This window comes from Bradyrhizobium sp. USDA 3256 (assembly GCF_054058275.1).
In genome coordinates this window covers 5,405,302-5,426,219 of the sequence record NZ_JBSSAE010000002.1, presented here as the reverse complement: position 1 = coordinate 5,426,219, position 20,918 = coordinate 5,405,302, and the positions used below count along the sequence as shown (strand labels likewise).

Annotated in this window: 24 protein-coding genes; 14 read left to right on the top strand and 10 right to left on the bottom strand. The window is 61.7% G+C overall.

The window, feature by feature from the left end:
- Positions 1-88 precede the first annotated feature (88 nt).
- The 3 genes from ACVWY5_RS27575 to ACVWY5_RS27565 form a co-directional block, all read right to left on the bottom strand.
- Positions 89-337 (bottom strand): hypothetical protein, encoded by a 249-nt coding sequence (locus tag ACVWY5_RS27575; protein WP_028332759.1) that lies wholly within the window; start codon positions 335-337, stop codon positions 89-91.
- Between the two features lie 76 nt (positions 338-413).
- Positions 414-1,985, bottom strand: a complete 1,572-nt coding sequence (locus tag ACVWY5_RS27570; RefSeq protein WP_051376035.1) for a bifunctional aminoglycoside phosphotransferase/ATP-binding protein — start codon at positions 1,983-1,985, stop codon at positions 414-416.
- Positions 1,982-2,968, bottom strand: coding sequence for a zinc-dependent alcohol dehydrogenase family protein (locus ACVWY5_RS27565; protein ID WP_028332758.1), 987 nt, complete (start codon positions 2,966-2,968; stop codon positions 1,982-1,984). The genes ACVWY5_RS27570 and ACVWY5_RS27565 overlap by 4 nt, the downstream gene beginning before the upstream one ends.
- Positions 2,969-3,116: 148 nt before the next feature.
- Here ACVWY5_RS27565 and ACVWY5_RS27560 point away from each other — a divergent pair, with 148 nt between their 5' ends.
- The 3 genes from ACVWY5_RS27560 (at position 3,117) to ACVWY5_RS27550 (ending at position 6,891) form a co-directional block, all read left to right on the top strand.
- The gene (locus tag ACVWY5_RS27560; protein ID WP_028332757.1) at positions 3,117-3,590 is read left to right on the top strand and encodes an Hsp20/alpha crystallin family protein; all 474 of its coding nucleotides are present in this window, start codon (positions 3,117-3,119) and stop codon (positions 3,588-3,590) included.
- A gap of 71 nt (positions 3,591-3,661) precedes the next feature.
- A complete protein-coding gene (locus ACVWY5_RS27555) occupies positions 3,662-4,138 on the top strand; it encodes a CBS domain-containing protein (protein ID WP_028332756.1) in 477 nt (158 codons plus the stop codon).
- Entirely contained in the window at positions 4,120-6,891 is a 2,772-nt protein-coding gene (locus ACVWY5_RS27550) for a bifunctional acetate--CoA ligase family protein/GNAT family N-acetyltransferase (protein ID WP_051376034.1), read from the top strand. Before ACVWY5_RS27555 ends, ACVWY5_RS27550 begins: the two co-directional genes overlap by 19 nt.
- Here the strand turns inward: ACVWY5_RS27550 and ACVWY5_RS27545 are convergent.
- Positions 6,861-7,271 carry a hypothetical protein gene (locus tag ACVWY5_RS27545; RefSeq protein ID WP_028332755.1) on the bottom strand — a complete coding sequence of 137 codons (411 nt, stop codon included), beginning with the start codon at positions 7,269-7,271 and terminating at the stop codon, positions 6,861-6,863. The genes ACVWY5_RS27550 and ACVWY5_RS27545 overlap by 31 nt on opposite strands.
- A 181-nt stretch (positions 7,272-7,452) precedes the next feature.
- Here ACVWY5_RS27545 and ACVWY5_RS27540 point away from each other — a divergent pair, with 181 nt between their 5' ends.
- From ACVWY5_RS27540 to ACVWY5_RS27530, 3 genes are read left to right on the top strand one after another with little or no spacing between them, the layout of a single operon-like run.
- Positions 7,453-8,565, top strand: a complete 1,113-nt coding sequence (locus ACVWY5_RS27540; protein ID WP_080666966.1) for an MlaE family ABC transporter permease — start codon at positions 7,453-7,455, stop codon at positions 8,563-8,565.
- Between the two features lie 2 nt (positions 8,566-8,567).
- Complete coding sequence (locus ACVWY5_RS27535; protein ID WP_028332753.1) at positions 8,568-9,305, top strand: ABC transporter ATP-binding protein; 738 nt, start codon at positions 8,568-8,570, stop codon at positions 9,303-9,305.
- 16 nt (positions 9,306-9,321) lie between these two features.
- Positions 9,322-10,431 (top strand): ABC-type transport auxiliary lipoprotein family protein, encoded by a 1,110-nt coding sequence (locus tag ACVWY5_RS27530; protein ID WP_028332752.1) that lies wholly within the window; start codon positions 9,322-9,324, stop codon positions 10,429-10,431.
- 149 nt (positions 10,432-10,580) lie between these two features.
- Here ACVWY5_RS27530 and ACVWY5_RS27525 read toward each other — a convergent pair whose 3' ends face one another.
- Both ACVWY5_RS27525 and ACVWY5_RS27520 read right to left on the bottom strand, forming a co-directional pair.
- Complete coding sequence (locus ACVWY5_RS27525; RefSeq protein ID WP_456671780.1) at positions 10,581-10,775, bottom strand: hypothetical protein; 195 nt, start codon at positions 10,773-10,775, stop codon at positions 10,581-10,583.
- A gap of 255 nt (positions 10,776-11,030) precedes the next feature.
- Positions 11,031-11,288, bottom strand: a complete 258-nt coding sequence (locus ACVWY5_RS27520) for a hypothetical protein (protein WP_028332750.1) — start codon at positions 11,286-11,288, stop codon at positions 11,031-11,033.
- Positions 11,289-11,971: 683 nt separating this feature from the next.
- Here ACVWY5_RS27520 and ACVWY5_RS27515 point away from each other — a divergent pair.
- Complete coding sequence (locus ACVWY5_RS27515) at positions 11,972-12,427, top strand: cache domain-containing protein (RefSeq protein WP_028332749.1); 456 nt, start codon at positions 11,972-11,974, stop codon at positions 12,425-12,427.
- A 41-nt stretch (positions 12,428-12,468) separates the two neighbouring features.
- Positions 12,469-12,747 carry a HAMP domain-containing protein gene (locus tag ACVWY5_RS27510; RefSeq protein WP_321176626.1) on the top strand — a complete coding sequence of 93 codons (279 nt, stop codon included), beginning with the start codon at positions 12,469-12,471 and terminating at the stop codon, positions 12,745-12,747.
- Between the two features lie 166 nt (positions 12,748-12,913).
- Here the strand turns inward: ACVWY5_RS27510 and fixJ are convergent, their stop codons facing one another.
- The 4 genes from fixJ to ACVWY5_RS27490 all read right to left on the bottom strand — a co-directional run bounded on the left by fixJ (position 12,914) and on the right by ACVWY5_RS27490 (position 15,631).
- The gene (fixJ, locus tag ACVWY5_RS27505) at positions 12,914-13,522 is read right to left on the bottom strand and encodes a response regulator FixJ (protein ID WP_028332748.1); all 609 of its coding nucleotides are present in this window, start codon (positions 13,520-13,522) and stop codon (positions 12,914-12,916) included.
- Positions 13,519-14,952: a PAS domain S-box protein gene (locus tag ACVWY5_RS27500; protein WP_028332747.1), complete on the bottom strand. Its 1,434-nt coding sequence runs from the start codon at positions 14,950-14,952 to the stop codon at positions 13,519-13,521. Before ACVWY5_RS27500 ends, fixJ begins: the two co-directional genes overlap by 4 nt.
- Positions 14,953-15,045: 93 nt before the next feature.
- On the bottom strand, positions 15,046-15,273 hold the full coding sequence (locus tag ACVWY5_RS27495; RefSeq protein ID WP_028332746.1) for a hypothetical protein: 228 nt from the start codon (positions 15,271-15,273) through the stop codon (positions 15,046-15,048).
- A 1-nt stretch (position 15,274) separates the two neighbouring features.
- A complete protein-coding gene (locus ACVWY5_RS27490; RefSeq protein ID WP_028352031.1) occupies positions 15,275-15,631 on the bottom strand; it encodes a hypothetical protein in 357 nt (118 codons plus the stop codon).
- Positions 15,632-16,329: 698 nt separating this feature from the next.
- Here ACVWY5_RS27490 and ACVWY5_RS27485 point away from each other — a divergent pair.
- The 6 genes from ACVWY5_RS27485 to ACVWY5_RS27460 all read left to right on the top strand — a co-directional run bounded on the left by ACVWY5_RS27485 (position 16,330) and on the right by ACVWY5_RS27460 (position 20,914).
- The gene (locus tag ACVWY5_RS27485) at positions 16,330-17,079 is read left to right on the top strand and encodes a CBS domain-containing protein (protein WP_028332744.1); all 750 of its coding nucleotides are present in this window, start codon (positions 16,330-16,332) and stop codon (positions 17,077-17,079) included.
- Positions 17,080-17,510: 431 nt separating this feature from the next.
- Positions 17,511-17,738: a hypothetical protein gene (locus tag ACVWY5_RS27480; protein WP_028332743.1), complete on the top strand. Its 228-nt coding sequence runs from the start codon at positions 17,511-17,513 to the stop codon at positions 17,736-17,738.
- Positions 17,739-17,849: 111 nt separating this feature from the next.
- Positions 17,850-18,347 carry a hypothetical protein gene (locus tag ACVWY5_RS27475; RefSeq protein WP_051383877.1) on the top strand — a complete coding sequence of 166 codons (498 nt, stop codon included), beginning with the start codon at positions 17,850-17,852 and terminating at the stop codon, positions 18,345-18,347.
- A gap of 26 nt (positions 18,348-18,373) precedes the next feature.
- Entirely contained in the window at positions 18,374-19,996 is a 1,623-nt protein-coding gene (gene ccoN / locus ACVWY5_RS27470; protein WP_028332742.1) for a cytochrome-c oxidase, cbb3-type subunit I, read from the top strand.
- A gap of 8 nt (positions 19,997-20,004) precedes the next feature.
- Positions 20,005-20,739 carry a cytochrome-c oxidase, cbb3-type subunit II gene (gene ccoO, locus ACVWY5_RS27465; protein ID WP_028332741.1) on the top strand — a complete coding sequence of 245 codons (735 nt, stop codon included), beginning with the start codon at positions 20,005-20,007 and terminating at the stop codon, positions 20,737-20,739.
- A gap of 10 nt (positions 20,740-20,749) precedes the next feature.
- Positions 20,750-20,914 (top strand): cbb3-type cytochrome c oxidase subunit 3, encoded by a 165-nt coding sequence (locus ACVWY5_RS27460; RefSeq protein ID WP_028332740.1) that lies wholly within the window; start codon positions 20,750-20,752, stop codon positions 20,912-20,914.
- The last annotated feature ends 4 nt before the right edge of the window (positions 20,915-20,918 follow it).

The following is a 20,918-nucleotide window of genomic DNA, read 5'->3' as shown; positions in this document are numbered from 1 at the left end:
AGCGGCGTTCCATGACGTCAAAGGTCGGCTCCAAAGAGCCGACCTTCGAGGCATGGCAGGCATCAAGATCAGACGGGCAACTCGCGTTCTAGCGGACTTTGGCGTTCCGGTTGGTGAAGGTCATCAGCAGCAACGACAGGCCAGAGGCTGCCGCCACGAACGCCGCGGTCCATCTGAGCGCGGAGACGGCAAAGGCCGCGTCAAGCCGCCAGCCTGTCGTCGCCGGCTCGGTCGACGCAAGCGGAACCAGATCCGGGAAGTACCAGTTGCATAACAGAGCAAGGACAACCGCGAGGATCGCACTAGCGACAAAGAGAAAGGTCAATCGCTGTTTCATGGAAGTCCTCCTTTCGGCGCGAGGATGTTGCCAGACCCGTTGGCATCGACCAATTCAGGAGTTTCCCTTAGGCGACTTACCGCTCTCCCTGTCCGTTGAATTCGCCAGCAGGCGAGAGAATACAACGTTCAAGCGTAGCCGAGGGCGTGCCGGAAGCGTCCACAACATCCCAATCGATCGTTCCGGTTTCAATGTTGTCTTGAACCAAGACCACGTCTGGCGTCGCGTCCGACGCGTCGTGTCGTCGTGATGCTACGCGATGCAGTCGCGCGGCGCGATCGGCGGTCAGGAAGATGCCGCGGAACTCAACCTTCACGTTGCGGGCGACGACTTCAGCGGCATGTCGCTCCGCCGGCTTGAGAAATGCCGCATCGAGTATGACCGAAACCCCTTGAGCTAATGTATGCACGGCGTGTTCGAACATGGTCCGATAGACGCGATCGGATGCTTCGGCGGTGTACGTCGTTGCGGGCAAAGTCGTATGCTCGCTCACGTCGTGGATTTGCTTGCGAATGACGTCCGATCGCAGAACCAGGGCGCCTGGCGCTGGCGCGATCAGATGTGCCATGTCCTGCGCCAGCACGCTCTTGCCGGTGCCGGACTTCCCGCCAATTGCGAGGAGGCTGGGAAGTTCCGGTGCAATTAGCTTGACTGCCGCGTCGAAGTACCGCCCCGCAGCCCTCGCAATCGCTGGATCGTGCCGGTGTTGCTGCCGCTTGGTGAGGAGTACGTTGGCCCGGATCGCGGCACGAATTGACAGAAACAGCGGTAACACGGCAAGCGCCGTCGATTGGGCGGCCCATGCCGCCTTCATATAGCTGTTGAATAGTCTGTTGGCGGCAGCGCGCTGCCCGAACGCCAAGAGATCCATAAGGGGGAATGCAAGATCATAGAGGACGTCCGTTGTCGCTATCTCAGGGTCAAATTCGATTGCGTCGAACAAGACGGGCTTGCCATGGATCATAACGATATTGCCGAGGTGGGCGTCGCCGTGGCAGCGTCGAACTTGTCCCGCTGCTGCGCGTGAGTGCAGGAGCTCGCGATGCCGCTCCAGCTCGCGGTGGCTCAGCCCATGCAGCTTGTCGATGCTGTCGCGGGGAAAGTCCGCCGAGCCGCGGAACTGCTCCGTGTTACGGTCGATTATGATCGGAAGCGATGCGAGCCAATTCGATCCATCGCTGCTGGCGGCGGCCTTATGTGAATCCAGCAGAACGGCCGCCAGGCTCTCACCAAGCTCTGGCCCGAAAGCATTTTGCGCGGCCAGTTGATCGAGCGTCTTACTTTCGTCAAAGCGAGCCATTTCGACGGCCCATTCGACAACCTGTCCAGTCCCTCCGATCACGAAGCCATCGCGCTCGCGTGTGATCGGCACCACCCCGCGATAGATCGAGGGGGCGTGGCGCTTGTTGATGGCAATCTCGTCCTCGCAAGCACGCCGCCGCTTCTCCAACGTCGAGAAGTCGAGATATGGCAGCTTGACCGCTCGTTTGATCTTCAGGACGCGCGAAGGCCCAAGAAAGACGATCGAACAATGGGTGTCGATCCGTTGGACCGGCTCGTTCAGTTCGCCAGATCCAGCCATGAACGACAATACAGGCGCCTGGCCGGTGTCGCCTGTGGCCTTGTCGGTTGATGATGTCGGCGTCATCGTGGTTCCAGAACAGCCGCGCCGACGAGCTTGCCGTCGCGCAGGCGCGCGAGCGCTTCGTTCGCCTGATCCAGGGGGAAGACGCTGACGTGTGTCCGGATTCCGGCCCTCGCCGCCGTCTTGAGAAAGTCGACGCCATCCTGTCGCGTCAGGTTGGCGACGGAGACGATCTGCCGTTCACCCCAGAGGATGTCGTAAGGAAAGCTCGGAATATCCGACATGTGGATGCCGGCGCAGACCACGCGTCCGCCCTTGCGCAGGGCGCGCAAGGCAAGCGGGATCAGTGGGCCTATGGGCGCATAGATGATTGCGGCGTCGAGTTGCTCCGGCGGCGGGTCCTCGGAGGCTCCGGTCCAGCATGCGCCGAGCGACAATGCCAGATGCTGGGCCTCGGTGTCACCCGCTCGGGTGAACGCGTAGACATCCCGCGTTTGCCAGCGTGCGACCTGCGCGACGATATGTCCCGCCGCGCCAAAACCGTAAATGCCGAGTTTGCGACCGTCGCCGGCCATCATCAGGGAGCGCCAGCCGATCAAGCCAGCGCACAGCAGGGGTGCAAGCTCGGCGTCGTCGCCGCGCTCGCCGAGCGGAAAGCAGTAACGCGCATCCGCCACCAGGTGGGTCGCAAAGCCGCCGTCCCGCGTATAGCCGGTGAACAGGGGATCGTCGCAGAGGTTTTCCTTGCCCTCCCGGCAGTAGGGACAATGCCCGCAGGTCGAGCCGAGCCAGGGGACACCGACGCGTGTGCCGAGATGCGCATGGCCTACGCCGTCGCCGATCGCGTCGATACGGCCAACCACCTCGTGGCCGGGTACGATTGGATAGGCGATGTTTGGCAGCTCTCCATCGACGACATGGAGGTCGGTGCGGCAGACGCCGCAGGCGCTGATCTTGACCCGGAGCTCACCTGGGCCAGGTATCGGGTCCGGCCGTTCCACATATTGCAGGCGCGCGCCAAGCGCAGGCAGGATCATGGCATGCATGACGGAACTCGCTCAGGGGTCTGTGACCTTGCTTTGATCACGTGACGTTGGCCTTGTTTTGATCCCGGTCAACGCCCGTTGGCTGTTCCGGATTAGCTTTGCTTCGCGAGCCGAGACTTAAAAGCCAAGACCCAAACAGGAGCCACCGATGATCAAGGACATGATTCCCGTTGGAACCCAGCGCGCCGTGGCGCGGCGGGAAGCCAATCCATTCACGTTTCTGCAGCAGGAAATCGACCGGCTGTTCGATGGATTCGGCCGCAATTTTCCGCCCTTCGCAACGCCTGCGGCGATGATGCCGCGCATGGACGTCAGCGAGACCGACAAGACCATCGAGATCTGCGCCGAACTGCCCGGTCTCGAGACCAAGGACGTTCAGCTCAACCTTGCCGACAACACGCTCACGATCCGCGGCGAGAAGAAGAGCGAGCGCGAAGAGCAGGACAAGGACTATCACCTGGTCGAGCGCAGCTTCGGCGCGTTCTCGCGGTCCGTTGCATTGCCCGAGGGCGTCAAGGACGAAGACGTCAGCGCCGAAATCGCCAAGGGCCTGCTCAAGGTCACCGTCAAGAAGCCCGCTCCCAAGCAGAGCAAGCAGATCGACATCAAGACGGCCGCGTAGCCGTCTTGTGGGGCGCGTCGCTCGTCAAGCAGCGACGCGTCCCCGAAATAACCATTCAAAGGGGATTAGCCATGTACGAGTTTCTCCAGGAAACCGTCGCGAACAACATGACGACTTCGGTGCGAAGCGTTGCCCCCGAAATGAGCGTGGGCGATCTGTACCGGCTGTTCGCCAAAGACGACTATGACGCCTATCCCGTGCTCCGCGACGATGTCGTGGTTGGGTTCGTCACGAAGCTTGACGCCCTGAAGGCATTTGCCTGTACGACAGATCACATACTACCGCATTATGACGATCGCATGGGAACGACGGTCGACGAGATCATGTCGTCCGATGTGATCGCGGTCGAGCCGGACACAAATCTGCAACGCGTTCTGCAGCTAATGGTCGCGCATCGCCTGAAAAGTCTGCCCGTGGTTGACAAATATCACCACCTGCTCGGTATCATTGCTCGCGAGGATGTCATGCGAGCCTTGGCGCGCTGCACGAAGCGGCAGGCGCCACCGCTTGTTCCTTGCGAGACCGCCCGATGTCTACGTTTGGCCTAGATCGGGTTCTTTCGCCTCGATCGGTCGTGCTTGTCGGCGGCAGTTCGCGTCCGTCGTCGCTCGGGTTGGCGGTGCTCATGAACCTCAAGACGAGCGGCTTTTCCGGCCCGATCGCGGTGGTCAATCCAAACTACGCGGCGATTGACGGCGAGGCGACGTCCCGCGATCTCAAGTCGCTCCCATTCGTTCCGGATCTTCTCGTGATCACGGCGCCGGCGACCGCAATCCCCGGAATCATCTCAGACGCTGCCGCAGTTGGCGTCGCTGGTGCGGTGATCCTGTCGGCGGGCCTCGGGCATGGCGCGGGCTCGCTTGCCGAGACGGTCGCACGAACGGCGCGCATGCACGGCATACGCCTCGTCGGGCCCAATTGTATCGGTGTGATGGTGCCGCGCGCGAAGCTCAACGCGAGTTTCGCGGCCCATCCTCCATCCGACGGACGCGTGGCCTTGATCTCGCAGTCTGGCGCGGTTGCGGCGGCAATGATCGCGTGGGCGGCCGAGCGGCAGCTCGGTTTCTCCGGGATCGTGTCGATCGGCGACCAGCTCGACGTCGACGTCGCTGATCTGCTGGACTATTTCGCGCAGGATGATCACACCAACGCGATACTGCTCTACCTCGAGGCCGTGAAGGATGCCCGCAAGTTCATGTCGGCTGCCCGCGCCGCAGCACGGCTGAAGCCGGTGATCGTCGTCAAGTCGGGGCGGCTGGCGCAAGGTGCCAAAGCCGCGGCGACCCATACCGGCGCGCTGGCCGGTTCGGATGCCGTCTATGATGCCGCATTCCGCCGTGCCGGGATGCTGCGGGTGTACGACTTGCGTGAGTTGTTCGATTGCGCCGAGCTGCTCGGTCGCGGCTTCGTCCCGCGCGGCAATCGGCTGGCGTTTCTGACCAACGGCGGCGGGCTTGGGATTCTCGCGGTCGACCGCCTGGCCGAACTCGGCGGCGCCCCTGCGAGCCTGACTGAGAAGACGGTCAAGCGGCTTGATCAGGTGCTGCCGCGCGGATGGTCGCGTGCCAATCCTGTCGATATTTCGGGTGATGCCGACGCCACCCGCTATGTGTCCGCCCTCGACGCGTTGCTTGATGACGCGAACAGCGATGCGGTCCTGGTCATGAATGTGGAGACGGCGGTTGCGCGGATCGAGGGGATCGCCGAGGCGGTGACGCAATGTGTTCGTGACCGCCGGGTCAGGAAGAGCGAGGTCGCCCCGCTGGTGCTCGCGGCGTGGACGGGTACCGATGAGCGAACTGCCACGATTTTTGAGACTGCCCGCGTCCCGCATTTTCCGACCGAAGATGACGCGGTGCGCGCTTTCATGCATCTGGTGAGGTATCGCGAGGCCTCCATCGCGCTGGCCGCAAGTCCGCCCAGTATCGCCTCAATGTTTGCGCCGGAGACGGCCGCGGCGCGGCGAGTGATCGCGGAGGCTCTGTCCGAGGGACGAGGATGGCTCGACCCAGTCGAGATCGTCGCCTTGTTCAAGGCTTACGATATTCCAATCGTTCCGACGGTTGTTGCCCGTGATGCCGATGATGCCGCAGACAAGGCTGCGCCGTTTCTGGCTCGGGGGCTTGCGGTGGCGGTCAAGGTGTTCTCCCGCGATATCAGCCACAAGTCCGATGTCGGCGGGGTAATCCTCGGCTTGCGGACCGGCGAAAGCGTCGCCGAGGCAACGAGGGCAGTATTGCCGCGCGCGCGGAGCGCGCGGCCGGATGCCATCCTGCAGGGCGTGACGATCCAGCCGATGATCGAGCGGCGAGCGGCGCGCGAACTGATCCTCGGCATTGCCGACGATCCGACCTTCGGCCCGGTGATCGTGTTTGGTCGCGGCGGCACCGCGGTCGAGGTGATCAACGACAAGGCGCTGGCGCTGCCGCCCCTCGACATGAACCTGGCGCGCGATCTGGTCGGGCGTACCCGGGTCTCGCGACTACTTGCTGCCTATCGCGATGTCGCGGCCGTGCCGGCTGAGGCCGTGCCGCTGACCGTCGTCAAGCTGGCGCAGATGGCGGCGGACATTCCGGAAGTCGCCGAGCTCGACATCAATCCGCTGCTCGCGGACGAGACCGGCGTGCTGGCGCTCGACGCGCGCGTGGCGATCCGCAAGCCACCGCGGCTGTTTGCCGGTCAGACCCGGCTTGCGGTGCGGCCCTACCCATCGCAATGGGAGGGTGAGCTCGCCCTGAGGGACGGCTCGGGCGTCGTGGTCCGGCCGTTACGGCCGGAAGATGAGCCAATGGTTGAGAGCTTCTTCAGTCGGGTGACCGCCGAGGATCTCAGGCTTCGCTTCTTCCAGGCGATGAGAAACTTTTCGCACACGTTCATTGCGCGGCTGACCCAACTCGACTACGCGCGTGCAATGGCCTTTGCCGCGCTGGATCCGAGTACGGGCGCCATGGTGGGAGCAGTCCAGCTTCATTCGGATTCGCTCTATGAGAACGCCGAATACGCTGTCCTGCTGCAGTCCGATCTCAAGGGCAAAGGACTTGGATGGGCGCTGATGCAGCTCCTGATCCATTATGCGAAGTCGGAAGGGCTGAAGCGGCTGTCCGGTGAAGTGCTGGCCGAGAACACCACCATGCTGAGTATGTGCCGTGAACTCGGGTTCACTGCCGCCACTGAACCGACCGACCACCGGATCGTCAACGTCGTCCTCGACCTTTCCCTCCGGATCGCGGGTGCCTTGGGGACCGACATCCTGATCCGACGCAAGCGCGATCAAAGCGGCGTGACGGCGACCACTCGATAGGGATGCATGCCGTCCGCCTCGTGAACTGAGACATACTCGCCGGGCCGGAAGCGTTCATTGCCGAAATGATAACCGGCTTCGTCGGCTGCCGCGCCGGCCACGTCATAGTGGAATCGCCAATTGTCGCCTGGACCATGCACGAGGTGGCCGAGCTGATCATCTTCGGCGGGCCGCTGACGAACGACGCGGCAGGCGTCGCGATGGGCCTTCCAGGTCTCGACGTCGATCCGCGATGCGGAGTCGAGCGGGGCAACGATGATATAGCCAATCGTCGACGCGCCGTCGGGGTGATCGTGCTCGCGTGCGCGCTCGAGCCGAACCTGCCTGAACGAGTGTGGCAATGCAGTATTTTGCAAAGGCTTGAAGGCGGGGCGGTTCATCAGAAATTCTCCCTGGGAATGCCCGAGGTTGTCGGGCAAGCTGTTGGATCATAGAGCCGCGGCTTGCCAAGCCGTTGATTTGGGTCAAGCGCATGTTTGGGGCCCGGTGGGGCCGATTGCGCTGGGTCAAACACAGTCATCTCCAGCACCCTAAGGTGAACTGCAACATGGAGTCAGAATCTTGCTCAATGCCCCGGCCCTGACAGCGAATGCGGACGATCCGCGTGTGCTCACCGCATGTGGGGCCTGGAACGTTGCCAATGTCGAGGCGCTGGAGCGGCTGTGTGCGCACGCCGCGGGTACCGATATCGGCTCGATCGATGTACGGCGCGTCACTGCGCTCGACACAGTCGGGGCCTGGCTGCTTGAAAAGCTAGCCCGCGGTGGCACGACCAGAGCGGCCCTCACAGGTGCCGACGGTCCATATGGCGACCTGCTGGAAGAGGTGCGAGGACTGAACCGTTCCGGTCCGGCCGAACGCAGATCAGTCAACCCGTTGCTGCAAAGGCTCGATCAGCTGGGCCGCGGCAGCAGGCGGCTGGCGGCTGGTTCGGCGGCATTCCTGCATATGCTCGGCGCTTTCAGCGCAGCGTTGTTTGGTATTCTCAGGTATCCGCGATCGTTCCGACTGACGTCGACCGTCTATCAGCTCGGCCGGGTGGGCTGGCAAGCGGTGCCGATCATGCTGCTGATCACGTTCCTGATCGGCGCCATCATTGCTCAGCAGGGCATCTTTCATTTCCGCCGCTTTGGCGCGGAATCCTATGTCGTCGACATGGTTGGCATCCTCGTGTTGCGCGAGATTGGCGTGCTGATCGTGGCCATCATGGTGGCCGGACGCTCGGGGAGTGCCTATACGGCCGAGATCGGCGCGATGAAGATGCGCGAGGAGATCGACGCGCTCAGCACCATGGGACTCGATCCTGTCGCAGTCCTGATCCTGCCACGGATCCTGGCGCTGGTGGTGGCGCTGCCGATCCTCGCCTTTCTCGGCTCGCTCGCGGCGCTCTATGGCGGCGGGCTCATCGCCTGGCTTTATGGCGATATGAGCCCGGCAATCTTCATCGCGCGACTCCACGAGGCGGTCTCCGTCACGCATTTCGAGGTCGGGATCATCAAGGCGCCGTTCATGGCGCTCGTGATCGGACTTGTCGCGGCGGTGGAGGGATTGAGTGTGAAGGGCAGTGCGGAATCGCTTGGGCAGCAGACGACTGCGTCGGTCGTCAAATCGATCTTCCTGGTGATCGTGCTCGACGGCCTGTTTGCGGTCTTCTTCGCGTCGATCGGGATGTAGCCATGCCCGAAACTCCAGCCATCCACATAAGCAACCTGGTGGTCGGCTTTGGCAAGAAGATCGTCCTCGATCACCTCAGCCTTGACGTGAACGACGGGGAAATTCTCGGCCTCGTGGGCGCGTCTGGGGGCGGAAAGTCGGTGCTGATGCGGACATTGGTCGGCCTGCTGCCGAAGCGGAGCGGGCAGATCGATTTCGCGGGCACCAGCGATAATGAACGCCACTGGGGGGTCCTGTTCCAGCAGGGAGCGCTGTTCTCGGCCTTGACGGCTCGCCAGAACATTCAGTTTCCGTTGCGCGAGCAGGCGCGGCTCTCACCAAGGCTGCTGGAGGAAGTCGCGGACGCCAAGCTCGAGATGGTTGGCCTGACGCGCGAAGACGGAGACAAGTTTCCGTCCGAGCTTTCGGGCGGTATGACCAAGCGGGTTGCGCTCGCGCGGGCACTGGCGCTCGACCCCTCGCTCCTGTTCCTCGATGAGCCAACGTCTGGTCTCGACCCGATCGCTGCCGGTGAATTCGATACCTTGATCCGGACGCTGCATCGGACGTTGCGTTTCACGGTGTTCATGGTGACGCACGACCTGAACAGCCTGCAGGCGATTTGCGACCGCGTTGCCGCGCTTGCCGACGGCAGGATCGCAGCAATCGGGCGGCTGTCATCGGTGCTCAAGTCCGATCATCCCTGGGTCCAGGCTTACTTTCATGGCGCCCGGGCGCAGAAGCTGGGCCTCGGCAACTAGGCAAAGAGAGACGCACATGGAAATTCGCGCGCCCTACATCGTCGTTGGTGCATTCGTGTTGTCGGCGATCGTCGCTGTGTTCGGCTTCGTCTACTGGCTGAACAATGTCGGAGGGATCGGAAAACGGCAGACATATCAGCTCGTTTTCACCGATCCGGTTCCCGGGCTGCTGGTCGGGGCGGGTGTTCTCTTCAATGGCATCCGCGTTGGCGAAGTGACCGCGCTTGAGCTGGTTCCAGACCGCCCGCGCGAGGTTCACGCCACGATTGCGGTCGCTGAGCGCACGCCGGTGCATAGCGATACGCGCGTCGGCCTCGATTTCCAGGGACTGACCGGTGTCCCGGTGATCGCGCTGGAAGGCGGTGACAATCCCGAGGCGCCGCTGGCGCGCGAACCGCTGGTGGCCGAAAAGGGGGCTGGACGGAGCATGACACAGGCTGCCCGCGATGCGCTACGTCGGGTGGATGTCGTCCTGTCCGAGAATGCCGCCCCGCTGCACAGCACGATCGACAATCTCAGCACGTTCGCCGAAGGACTCGCGCGCAATACGCCGAAGCTCGATGGCATCCTGACCGGGCTGGAACGCATGACCGGCGGCGGTGCGCCCGCGTCGCGCAAGGTGGCGTATGACCTTCACGCGGTGGACAGCTTTGGAGCGCAACGCCATGCGAATCTGCCCGAGCAGCTGGTCATGGCGGAGCCGACCGCGATCGCCCGCCTCCAGACCCAGCGCTTTTTGTTCACGCCGGATGAGGAAACTCAGGGATTCGACGGTGCGCAGTGGAGCGATAGTCTCCCTTTGCTGGTGCAGACGCGGTTGCTGCAGAGCTTCGAGAATTACGACGTCAAGCATGCGCCTCTGCGCGCCGACAGCGGCGTAGAAGGCGCGCCGCGTCTCCTGATAGACCTGCGCCGATTCGAAATTGCTCAGGGACCTCAACCGCGCGCGACAATCTGCTTCTCCGCGAAGATCGTGGATCGAAATGGTCAGGTAAAGGCCGCAAAGCTTCTTGAGGGATCGGAAGGAATTAACTCGCTCACACCGTCTGAGGCGGCAGTCGCATTTGATCGAGCTTTCGGCGCCCTCGCGCGCGAGCTTGTGATGTGGGTTGCGGCGACGGACTGAAGCAGATCGTTGCAGCGGTCTCACAACGATTCCTGGATCAGACTCGCTCGCGGCTTGCCGCCAAGCCAAGGGCGTTGCGAGCTAGCAGCTCGGGATCAGCAGGTTGCGGCTGTGCCGCGCAATACTGACTTCTTCGTCGGTCGGAATGCTCAGTACATCGACCGGGCTGCCCCTTCGCTGCGATGCGTTGTTCGCCCTGCGCAATTGCGGCCGTATCGTTGCTGATGCCGAGCCAGGAGAGGCGATCGCAGCTGCGCTGCCGGAATTTCCGGGGCATACTCGCCGATGCCGCCGGTGAACATCAGACCATCGAGGCGGGCAAGGGGGGCCATCACGGCGACCACTGCGGCGACACGAAATGTGAAGAGATCGACGGCCTCACGAGCCGCAGGATCGTGGCTCGCCAGCAGGGCGGCGGGCTCGGCTCTGCGCTGGTCCACGCATATGGCGCAGTGTTCGACAAAAAGATGCCCGGCGAAAGCCGGGCATTGAATATCGATACAACCCCAGGGAGGAGAGGTCGATCGTCCTAATGATTCTATTCAAGCATGCTATGGCGGGCGACGATTTGAGCTAGCGCAACAAATCGAAGATTGATTTTACTGGGAGTCAGGAGAAGACCGTTCCTGCTCCAGATCGTTTGGCACCATCCCATATGTCCGCAGCACGGTAGTTTTCATACCCGGATGGCCGGTACGGACGACTGCGGCAGCACCAGCGTGGCCGAACGTCTTCCATAAGTGCTTGGCGTGCTCGATCGCCGCGGCTGGGCTGGCGCACTTGGCTTGCTGGCCCGGAACAAGGTCGCCATCGGTCCGGTCGTACGGCAGGGCAATGAAATGCGTGATCTCGTCCATCGATGCCCCTTTCTCGTTCGGTCGACTTTACCCAGCGAAGCAATGTGCGATCACACCTATCTTGAACCGCCTCAGCTCACTTCGTTTGATCCGGATCAAGGCGGAATAGGCGTCTATCGTTGCGATTGATGGGCTCGAAAGGGAGCTTTGCTTGCCATGGGCTTCCTCCTCTCGAACTTAAACTGGGTCATGGTGATGGGGAGCGTCGTGCACTTCCGGAATCGCACCGGGCGAACTACGAAGAGGTGGCGTCCGGAGCGGAATTTCGCCGGTCCGTCCGTCAAGTGCTATTGATGCTCGAACTGCAGCTGCTCCAGATCAGCGGCTTGGTCGCTGTGTGTCCGGCCGGAGTGGCCAGGACGAAGCTGCAGCAGCACGACCAACTACTCGTTCGCCTTGCGGCCGTGCGACAGCATGCGGGAGCGCTGATCGGTGATTGACGTCGGCTCACATTGCTGACGTCACCTGCCGCAAGAAAGCAACACTGCATCGGATTAACGATAGATCGTCCCAGTCGTCGCCATGCGAAAAAGAGCCCTGCTGCAGGATTCCGATAGGGGGGACGCGAGTTAAATCTCGCGGCCCAATAGTCTGTGCCGGCTCTCAGCCGAGCCCATATTGCTTTGCCCATGCCCAGGTCAGATCGGGCAACCCGTTTGCAGCAAATCGGTTGGTGAAACGCGATGAATTTCAGGATCTCTCTTGCGCAGCGCATCTACGCAATTGTTGGGCTGAGCTTTTGCGGACTGACCGGACTGGCCGCTATCCAGGCAAGCAATCTGGCAAATGCCTTGCGCGGGCAGCGGCAGAGCGAGTTGAGACGCCTTACCCAACTGGCTCTTGGCATTGCGCAGGAGGAGCATGATGCGGCCGTCGGCCGCGGAGCGGACGGCGACGCCGCGCGTCGCAATGCGGCAGCCAGAATCGGCGCGCTAAGATTTGGCAACGGGGACTATTACTGGATCAACGACCTCGGTCCCACGATGATCAAGCACCCGATCAAGCCGGAGCTCGACGGCAAGGATTTGCGCGACATCAGGGATCCGACCGGCAAACAGCTCTTTGTCGCATTTGCCGAGATCGTGAAGCGAAAAGGCGAGGGGGTCGTCGAGCGCTTGTGTTGTCGGTCGGGCTTATAACACTGCTGCTTGCGCGGCGGATATCGGTAGCTCTGGTAACAATGGCGAGCGCTCGCAACCGCCTGAGCGGGGGTGATTTCGACATGAAGCTACCGGGGCTCGAGCGGCCCGATGAACTGGGCGACATGGCGCGCTCGATCGAGCAGTTCAGGCCAGAGCTGCCGAGAAGGTGCGTGATGAGGCCAGGCAAGACGAGGAGAGGCGGCGCGCTACCGAGGAAGCCAGGGCATCGGCCTTGCGGCAGATGGCCGCGAACGTCGAAAATGCCACCAAGGTTGCTGTCGGCGAAGTTGCGGCCGGCACGGATCGTATGGCGATAAACGCGTCCATGATGAGGGATACGGCGCTTACGCTGGAGAGAAACAGCGGCGGTCCATGGCTTGAAATTCCGGGACGCGCTTGCCCATGTCCTGCCTCACCCGCGTGGGCTTGGCGGTCTTTATCTCCGTGGACAAGCAGCCTTGAATAATCGCTTTCTTGGGACGTCTAGAGCCCAGCAGCGATCGCGATCCGCATCAATTCCGACATGCTGCGCACATTGGTCTTGGCCATCAGGTTAGCCCGGTAGACCTCGACTGTTCGAGGGCTGATGCCCAGGTCGTGGGCGATCACCTTGTTGATCTTGCCCGCCACGAGCCCCCGCAGAACGTCACGTTCGCGCGGCGAGAGATCCACCAGGCGAGCCTCGGCCTCGCGCTTGACCGTACAGTCGGCCTGGGCCGCCGACTGTGTTTGCAAGGCTTCGCCGATTGCACGCAACAGCGCCTCGTCCTCGAACGGTTTTTCGATGAAGTCAACCGCGCCTGCCTTCATCGCCTCGACCGCGAGTGCGACGTCTCCATGGCCAGTCATCAGAATGACGGGACATGCGACCGCGTCGGCCTTGAGCTTGCGGACCAATTCGAGGCCGCTCATGCTGGGCATGCGGATGTCAGATACAATGCAGTCGACTGTGCTGCCGGCAAGATGATCGAGAAAATCGGTTGCCGTCTCATAAGACGTTACGGCAAAGCCGTTGACGTCGAGAAGGAAGGCCAGTGAGTCCCGCATCGCGGGATCATCGTCGATCACGAGAATTGTGCGCCGCGTAGTCATGCTTCTTCTTCCCCGTCCTCCGCGAACGGGAGGATGAACTGAAAAACCGTGCCGCCACCAGCGTTTGGCATCACATCGATGCGTCCGCCATGGGATTCGATGATGGTCCGGCAGATCGAGAGGCCGACGCCCATGCCATGCTCCTTGGTCGTGATAAAGGGCTGAAATAAACGGTCGGCGATATCGGGGCTGATGCCCGGGCCGGTATCGGCAATGGTAAACGTCGCAACACCGCTAGTCTTGGTGACGCCGACGGTCAATTCGCGGCGCGGGCCCGACGCCATCGCCTCGATCGCGTTGCGAACCAGGTTGAGCACTACCTGCTGAATCTGGATTTTGTCGACGATGATCGGGGGCATGTCCCGGTCGCTGCGGATCGCTACCCGGACGCCCTGCTCCTTGGCGCCGAGCAGCGCCAGTGCAACAGCCTCTTCGAGCAAGGTGGCCGGGCTCTCCAGAGACTGTTGGGTCTCGCCCTTCGCGACAAACTCGCGCAGGCGCTTGATGATGTCGCCGGCCCGTAGCGCTTGCTGCGCGGCCCGCTCGAGCGCGTCCCGAATGCGGCTAGCATCCGGTATCTCCGATGCCAGCAGCGCCTTCGCACCGCGCATGTAGTTCGTGATGGCTGACAGCGGCTGGTTGATCTCATGCGCGATTGAGGATGCCATCTCACCCATGGCGGTCAATCGCGACACATGGACCAACTCGGACTGCAGCTCCTGAAGCCGCCGTTCTTGCGCTCGACGCTCGGTGAGATCGCGGATAAAGCCGGTGAAGAAGCGCTCTCCGCTTACCTTGGCCTCGCCGACGGCGAGCTCCATCGGAAACGTCGAGCCGTCACTTCGTTCCCCGACAACGATACGGCCAATGCCGATGATGCGCCGCTCGCCGGTCGTAAGGTAACGCTCGAGATACCGGTCGTGCTCGCCGCGATACGGCTGGGGCATCAGGTTCGAAACGTTCTGTCCGACGACCTGGTCCGCCTTCCAGCCAAACAGGCGCTCGGCTGCAGCGCTGAAGGAGCGAATAATGCCGTGGTCGTCGATGACGATCATCGCATCAGGGACCGTGTCGAGGATCGACTGCAGATGGGCCTGGCGATTTCGCGCCTGATCGCTCTCCTTCAGTAGCCGGTCACCCATAAAGCCGAGGATCGGGCCGAGGACAGCGAAACAGGCGATATCGATCAGATTCGCAGGTTCAGTGACCAGGCTCCTGCCGAGGAATTTGGCGCTGATGACGAGGCAGAGCAGGGTGGTGAGGATCGCCGGACCGCGGCCTCCGGTGAAAGCGGCAAAAAGCACGGCCGGGACAAAGATGATCGTGAAGGTCCGGTCCTCGAAATAGTTATCTAGTCCCGCGCGCACAGCAAATACGAGTGCGGCCGCTGCCGCGGCAGTGCCATAGCGGTACCAGATGCGGTCGGACATATTTCCCCGGCAAAGCCCTCAACCTATTTGATGTTACAACGTTCGGAGGCGTGCTGCTACTAGCTGCACTGTTCAAGACAGTGGGCGGACGACCTATTTGACCCAGGCACGCCAATGCGTCGGCTGCACCAGGATGCGGTCGATGGTCCCCGCCTTCATCCAGCCGCCCAGGATGCGGCGGCAGGGGAAGACGAGCTTGTGAATCGTGTTACCTTCGATGACGGCGAGCTCAAGGTCTCGATCGAAGGGGGCCGTCGCAACCCCCTCCCATGTCTCGCTGACGCCGGCCCCTGGGCGCTCTGGAGCGTCGCGTGCCGGCATATCAGGCGGCCTTCTGAGTAGCCTCGTCGACACCGCTGGTCTTTCGTGCAAACAGGTTCAGCTCGATCGTGCCCAGCGAACGCGCGGTCTCGATCGCGTACGTCGCGTCGTTCGCGCCGCGCGCGGTAGCGCCCTTGGCCCAGTCCTGCAGCGCTGTGATCTTCTCGGCGACCGAGGCGGTGGAATTGAACCTTCGGAAGAGCTCCCAGGCCTCGTTCGATTCGACCTGGATCTGCTCGAACCAGTGCCGGTTCGCCTCGATCAGCTTCTCCGAAAATTCCGACTGGACAGCCATCGCCCGCTTTGCGTAGCTCTGGATGGCGTCGGAGACGGGACCGACTTCACTTTGGTCTGTCATGTTCAAAATCCTTCGTTTGGGGAGGCCCCTGCTTTCCCATATGGGCGGCACTTGCGTGTTGATGTGCGTCAACTCAATCTTCCAGCGCCCCGCATCGATTCTGGCGATCAACCTAGCCGCGCTTGGGATCGACGACTGCGCCGGTTCGCAGGTTGATGAAGTGGACGCCATCGCAAGCGGCGCAGGAGATCGAATGCAGATCGTCAGTCAGAGGTCCGGACGCGTCATCGGGAAGCAGGCCTTGGACGCGATCACCAGTAGTCGGACACGAGAAGATAATGGGGCGCCAAGCCGTTCTGTCTGCCATTTGCACAATCCTGACGGAGCGGCATCGTCTGGCAGGACGCGTCGTGCCGCATTGATGCACGTCAAAATTCCGGGCGAACGGTCGAGGCGGCGCCGGTGGCCTAGAACGGGCGACGGCGATGATGCCGGGCAGGGCGGGACTCGGCCGGCTGGCTCAGCGAAGGCCGCTTTGCCTGCAAGGTCATCCGGACGAGGGCCACGACAACGATCGCGAGAGCTCCGATTGAGGCGAGCAGGTTTTGCAACATGATTTGGTCTCCTGACTAATTGGCAACATCTTCGATCATCGGTCGTGGCGCCTTGATTCCCGTCAAACGCGGGCATTGAGAGAGATCAAGACGAATGGGCCGACCTTGTGTGAGCTTGCTGCAAGCGTTGAAAGGAGAGCGGCAATGCGCGCACATCAGATCATGGCGAGACATCTCATCACTGTTGGAACCGAGACCTCCATCATCGAGGCGGCCAAGCTGATGATGGATCATCATGTCAGCGGTCTGCCGGTGGTCGATTCGTCTGGAAGACTGGTCGGAATCCTATCGGAGAGCGACTTCTTGCGGCGAAGCGAGATCGGCACGCAACGCCGGCGTGGCCGCTGGCTTCAGTTCCTTCTCGGCTCCGGTTATGCAGCCGCGGACTTTGTCCACGAGCGCGGGCGGAAGGTCGGAGAGATCATGTCGTGTGATCCCATCACCGTGACGGAAGAAACGCCCCTGCCTGATCTGGTCAATCTCATGGAGAAGAGAGGCATCAAACGGCTGCCGGTGATGCGCGAGGGGCGCCTCGTTGGCCTCGTGACAAGCGCCGATCTGTTGCGGGCAGTCGCGTCCATTGCGCACCAGATCCCGGATCCTACGGCTGATGACAAGCACGTCCACGATCGCATCGTGCGGGCACTCGACGGTGCAAATTGGTGTCCGCTCGGGCTGCAAGTCTCGGTGCGCAACGGCGTGGTGCACCTCCGAGGGATCATCATGGACGAGCGGGCGAGGCAGGCGGCAATTGTCGCCGCGGAGAATGTCGCGGGCGTCAAGGAAGTGCACGATCATCTATGCTACGTCGATACTTATTCCGGCTTCTATATCCAATCCGCGGAAGACGAACGAGCAGCTGCAGGGAAAGCAGCAAAGGTGACGGCAGGATGATCGTTCGCCCCGCAATCATTCTGACCCCGTTGATCGCGACTGCGGTGGTCAGCGCCGATCTCGTGGGCTTCGCAGCAACATTGATTACGATCCTTGTGATCGTGGGCTTCGCGGTCGTTGCCTCCGGATGGACCGTCAGCGGCAAAACAACGTCAATACCGGCAGTCCGGCCGTCATCCCCAGACTGGACATCTCACCACAAATAGCACCTCGTCCGGTCCGTTCGTAATTCCTGACCATGTGAGCCGTACCTCGCGAAAAGCGCGTCGCTCGTATTCCTGGTTGTCGAGGTCGTTCAAGGCTCTGCTTGCCTTCGATATCCTCCGCAAGAGGATAGCCGCGCCTCAGAGAGCATTCCGTTGCGGCAAATCAATACGGGCGTCTCGTACCAATGAGAGCATAACCAAGGAATCAGCCCATGCGAGGGTGCCATGACATCATTTGACGTTCGTTTCATCAAGACGGTTTGCGACGATACCGGCCACGAACATCGCGCCTGCCAGGCAGCATTCAAGGTCGACGCGGTCTCGCTTTCCGCGGCTGCACAGCTGGCCGAGGCCGACTTCTGCAGACAGAAGGGCGTCCGCGACTGGACGATCTTTGCCGATTCCATGGAGCTTCGAACGCCGCCAGCTTTGCCGTCGGCGTGGGGCGGCTAGCGACCCATAGACGGCCGTCGCGATCGATTGCCGCGATATCGCGCGCTTGATCAAGATCAAATCGACAATCGGGTCCTTCGGCTAGAGGTGGAGAGCCAAAAGGGGTGAGAAATGACCGACCGATCAGCTGGCAATAGCTCGCCGCAATTCGAGAATCTTCTCGCTCGCTTGCGCGCATTTCTTGTGCGTCGACACGAATTCGATCTGTTGACCGCCAGGGAGGTCGACGAGATCGCTCACGAGCTCAATCTCTCGACGTCGGACCTTCGTGCGCTTGCCCGCGAGCAAGGTTCGCCGGAGTTGCTCAGCAAGCGCCTCGAGCATGCAGGTCTGTCCGCGCAGATGCTCGCTTCGTCCCATTGCGATGTGTTGCGTGATCTGCAGCGGGTGTGCGGTCTATGCCATGAGAAGGCTCGCTGCGCCGCGGATCTCGCGCGGGAAAGGCGGGCCAGTCCGGCAAAATACTGTCCGAATGAACTGACCCTGACGGCGCTGAGCCGCGGCGCCGGCGGCGCGCGGCATGGCGCAGGCATTGATGCCGATCAAGTGGCTGGCGGCGAGATTGTGGTTGCCATGACGCCGCCGCATCCAAGGAAAGCTTCCATATGACTGGTCCATCTTCCGTTTCAAAGTCGATGACGATGGGCGAAGCCGGCTTGACATCGGCACTTGCGGTTTTTGCCTTCGTTAGCTTTCTGGGCGCGGCGATGGGGCACGATGCGGCGTTCAGTTTTCACGCGTCGCTTGCTTGTGCCGCCAGCCTGATCTCCGTGGTCATGATCGGCAATCGCTACCTTGACCGTCCGGCCCAACTGCCTCCAGCGGAGATCGGCGGGCGTCCCAATTACAACTTCGGCCCGATCAAGTTCGCGTCCGCCATGGCGATGTTCTGGGGCATCGCTGGCTTCACCGTGGGTCTGATCATCGCGATGCAGCTGGCCTGGCCGGCGCTCAATTTCGATCTGCCCTGGACGACATTCGGCCGCCTGCGGCCGCTGCATACGTCGGCCGTGATCTTCGCGTTCGGCGGCAACGTCCTGATCGCAACGTCGTTATATGTTGTGCAAAAGACCTGCCGCACTCGCCTGGCAGGCGACCTGTCGCCCTGGTTCGTCGTGGTCGGCTACAACTTCTTCATCCTGATCGCCGGCACCGGCTACCTGCTCGGCGTGACCCAGTCGAAGGAATACGCCGAGCCGGAATGGTACGCCGACTTCTGGCTAACGATCGTCTGGATGACGTATCTGCTCGTGTTCCTGATGACGCTGGTGAAGCGCAAGGAGCCGCATATCTTCGTCGCCAACTGGTTCTACCTGGCGTTCATCATCACGATCGCGGTGCTGCATCTCGGCAACAATCCCGCGCTGCCGGTTTCCTTCCTCGGCTCGAAGTCCTACATCGCTTGGGGCGGTGTGCAGGATGCGATGTTCCAGTGGTGGTACGGCCACAACGCGGTCGGGTTCTTCCTGACCGCCGGCTTCCTGGCGATCATGTACTACTTCATTCCGAAGCGGGCGGAGCGTCCGGTCTATTCCTACCGGCTTTCGATCATCCATTTCTGGGCGCTGATCTTCCTCTACATCTGGGCCGGCCCGCATCATCTGCACTACACGGCACTGCCTGACTGGGCGCAGACGCTCGGCATGACGTTCTCGATCATGCTCTGGATGCCGTCCTGGGGCGGCATGATCAACGGCCTGATGACGTTGTCGGGCGCCTGGGACAAGCTGCGCACCGATCCCGTGCTGCGCATGATGGTGGTGTCGGTCGCGTTTTACGGCATGTCGACCTTCGAAGGTCCGATGATGTCGATCAAGGTGGTCAACTCGTTGAGCCACTATACCGATTGGACCATCGGCCATGTGCATTCCGGCGCACTAGGCTGGGTCGGCTTCGTCTCGTTCGGTGCGCTGTATTGTCTCGTCCCGTGGCTCTGGAATCGCCAGCTCTACAGCCTGAAGCTGGTCAACTGGCACTTCTGGATCTCGACCATCGGCATCGTGCTCTACATCTCCGCGATGTGGGTGTCGGGAATTCTGCAGGGTCTGATGTGGCGCGCCTACACCTCGCTCGGCTTCCTCGAATACTCCTTCATCGAATCTGTCGAGGCCATGCACCCCTTTTACATCATCCGCGCAGCCGGCGGCGCGCTGTTCCTGGTCGGCGCCCTGATCATGGCCATCAATCTCTGGATGACGGTCAATGCCGGCCGAGCCAGTGAAACCGAGGGCGCCGGCGCTCTCCAGCCTGCCGAATAGGTCACGCAATGTCCCTCTGGAATCGACACAAGATTTTTGAGAAGAACTCGATCATCCTGATTGTCGGCATTCTCGTCGTCATTGCGATCGGCGGGCTGGTCGAGATCACGCCGCTGTTCTATCTGAAGAGCACGATCGAGGCTGTCGACGGCGTGCGGCCTTATACACCGCTCGAACTCGCCGGCCGCAACATCTACGTCCGCGAGGGCTGCTATCTCTGCCATTCGCAGATGATCCGCCCGCTGCGCGATGAGGTCGAGCGCTATGGCCACTATTCGCTCGCGGCCGAGAGCATGTACGACCATCCGTTCCAGTGGGGCTCCAAGCGCACCGGGCCGGATCTGGCGCGCGTCGGTGGCAAATATTCCGACGATTGGCACGTCACTCACCTGATCAATCCGCGCTCGATCGTTCCGCAGTCGGTGATGCCCGGGTACCCCTCGCTCGCCAAGACGGAACTCGACCCGTCCGACGCCATAGCTCATCTGCGGACCAATCGCGCGGTCGGCGTACCCTATACCGACGAGCAGATTGCCAACGCGGTCGCCGATATCAAGGCGCAGGTCGATCCCGACAGCCCCGGCTCTGATGCTTTTCAGAAGCGCTATCCGAAGGCCTTGGTCCGCAACTTCGACGGCAAGGGCGGCAATCCGACCGAGCTCGACGCATTGATCGCCTATCTGCAGATGCTCGGCACGCTCGTCGACTTCAAGCTCTACAACGAAAAAGCCAATCTGCGCTGAGGGCACGAGCATGAAAGCGATCATTCAAGCCGAGAATTTTGCGTCGTGCCTGGTCGGCACACTCTGGACCCCGATCTTCGTTGGAATTTTCATAGCCATCGTCGTCTACGCACTCTGGCCCCGCAACAAATCTCTCTTCGATGCTGCAGCCCGGATGCCGCTGCGGGAGGACTGACCGA